The 2354-nt window shown below is 67.3% G+C and carries 2 protein-coding genes; both read right to left on the reverse strand.

Features of this window, described 5'->3' with window-relative positions:
• Positions 1 to 814: zinc metalloprotease HtpX (gene htpX, locus AC5RWT_RS36650; protein ID WP_494084505.1), on the reverse strand; the 814-nt coding region annotated here is incomplete at its 3' end.
• 200 nt (positions 815 to 1014) lie between these two features.
• On the reverse strand, positions 1015 to 2295 hold the full coding sequence (locus tag AC5RWT_RS36655) for an MFS transporter (RefSeq protein ID WP_494084504.1): 1281 nt from the start codon (positions 2293 to 2295) through the stop codon (positions 1015 to 1017).
• Positions 2296 to 2354 lie beyond the last annotated feature (59 nt).

Below are 2354 nucleotides of genomic sequence, written 5' to 3' on the forward strand. Positions count from 1 at the left end.
TCGGCGGGTGGGTGCTGAACATCTTCTTCACGCCACCGCCCTTGAACGGGTTGGCAATCATCAGGTGGCTGGTGTTGACCAGCTTCTGGTCCTGCGGCAGAGGCGCTTGCTGCGTGCCGTACTGCAGCTTGCGGAGCGCCGAAGCCAGCGCCAGAGGGTCGTCGGTCAGCGTGGCGCCGTCCTCGTCAGCGTCGTACTCGCGCGTACGGCTGACTGCCATTTGAATCATCATGGCCGCCAGCGGGGCCAGCAGCGACATGGCGATCAGCGCGATCGGGTTCGCGTTGCGGTCGCGTCCGCCAAAAAACAACAGGAACTGGGCAACCGAGGTGATCACGCCCGCCACGGCAGCGGCAACGGATGACGTCAGAATGTCGCGGTTGTACACGTGCATCAGCTCATGCCCCAGCACCCCGCGCAGTTCCCGCTCATCCAGCAGGCGCAGAATGCCCTCGGTGCAGCAGACGGCCGAGTTTTTCGGGTTGCGGCCGGTGGCAAAGGCGTTGGGAGCCATCGTCGGGGACACATAGAGCCGCGGCATCGGTTGGTTGGCCCGCGTGGACAGTTCTCGCACGATGCGGTACATGCCCGGCTGGTCGGCTTCGGTCACCGGATATGCCTGCATGCTGCGGATGGCCAGCTTGTCGCTGTTCCAGTAGCTGTAGGCGGTTGTGCCCACGCCGATCAGGGCCATGATCCAGATCCAGTTGGCACTGCCGGTTCCGCTGGCCAGCAGAGCGCCGATCGCCAGCAGCAGGGCGAAGAGCCCGCCCAGCAGGCCCGCCGTTTTCAGTCCATTAAAGTGGTTGTGCACCGCGTCTGATTCCTCTCCCACGCCGATCCGGCCCTGTGCCGATGCGGGCGCAAGCATGTCCGGTTTCAGTGTATCCACCGGACACTTATTCCAACGCTGGACGGCAGCGCCATGTTCCTCAGGCCGGGCTTGCGCGGCTGAGGACGGCGCCGGGGTTGCCTCCCGGAAGGCTCCCACCCGCCTCCGGCAGGTGCAGCCGCCTAGGGTTCGGGGTGCCTGTCGTCGTAGCGGGAGAATCGTGGCTGCAGCCTGTGCAGTAGCGCTACGGCGCAAACACACGCGATGCCGCCGAGCAGCGCTGCGAATCCCTCCCCCAACCACTGGCCGCCACCGCCCGCGACGGCGTCGCCCAGCCTGGGGCCGCCGGCCACCACCACGATGAAGATGCCCTGCAGCCGTCCGCGCATGGCGTCCGGCGTCGCCGTTTGCAGGATGGTGTTGCGGAAAACGCCGCTGACTGTATCCGCGCCACCGGCGACGGCAAGGCAGAGGGCTGCCGGCAGGAGCCAGCCGCTCACATCTCCCGCGGCGGCGGCATGTGAACGCCCGGCCAGGACGACGACGGCGCCGAACCCTGCGACGGCGATGCCCCACACCACGACACACCACAGCACGGCCAGTCCCTGGCGGCGGATTCCTCCCAGCGGGCCGGAGAACACTGCGGCGATGAAGGACCCGGCGGCCACCGACGCCAGCAAGATACCTGCGGTTGCCTCGCCGCCGCCGATAATCACCGCCCCGATGGCGGGCATCAGCGCGCGCGGCTGGGCCAGGACCATCGCGGCCATGTCCACCAGGAACGTCATGCGGATGTTGGGACGGGTGCGCAGGAACTGCAGGCCTTCGATGACGGACCGCAGGCCGGCCTTGCGCACCTCGCCTTCGGGCGGGATCGGCGGCAGCTTGACCACTGCCCAGATGGCTGCGGTGAAGGTGATGACGTCCAGAGTGTAGGTCCAGCCGAAACCGACGCTTGCCACCAGCACACCGGCAGCCAGCGGGCCGATGGTCATGCCCAGTCCGAACGTCATCATGGTCAGCGCATTGGCAGCCGGCAGCATCTCGCGCCGGACCAGCCGCGGCACGATGGCGCTGCGTGCGGGCTGGTTGAGGCCTGCGGCGGCCGAATGCACTGCAATCACCACGTACAGCAGCCACACCTGCTCCAGCCGGAACCACGCCTGCACGGCAAACACCGCGGTGCAGGCCCAGAGCACCAGGCCGGAGTAAAGAGCTACTTTGCGCCGGTCGTGGGCATCCACGACGGATCCGCCGTAGAGCCCGGCCAGCACCAGCGGAATCAGCCCGACGACGCCAACGGCCCCGACGGCCAAGGTCGATCCGGTGAGCTGGTAAACCTCCAGGCTCACTGCCACTGCCGTCAGCTGCGCGCCGATGGCGGAGAGCGAGGTTCCGATCCACAGCCGCCGAAACTCCGGGCTCTCCTTGAGCGGCGCCGTATCGGCGAACAACTTGGGCATGGCGCAGATTCTAGTTGCCCGCAGCACCTTTCTTGGGCGGTTTGAGTCTCGGCCCTCGG

The sequence above is a fragment of the Arthrobacter sp. Dra40 genome, assembly GCF_059091905.1.

Coding starts and splice junctions, on each gene's coding strand:
- AC5RWT_RS36655 (WP_494084504.1), bottom strand. CDS start 2,295: ATGCCCAAGTTGTTCGCCGATACGGCGCCGCTCAAGGAGAGCCCGGAG.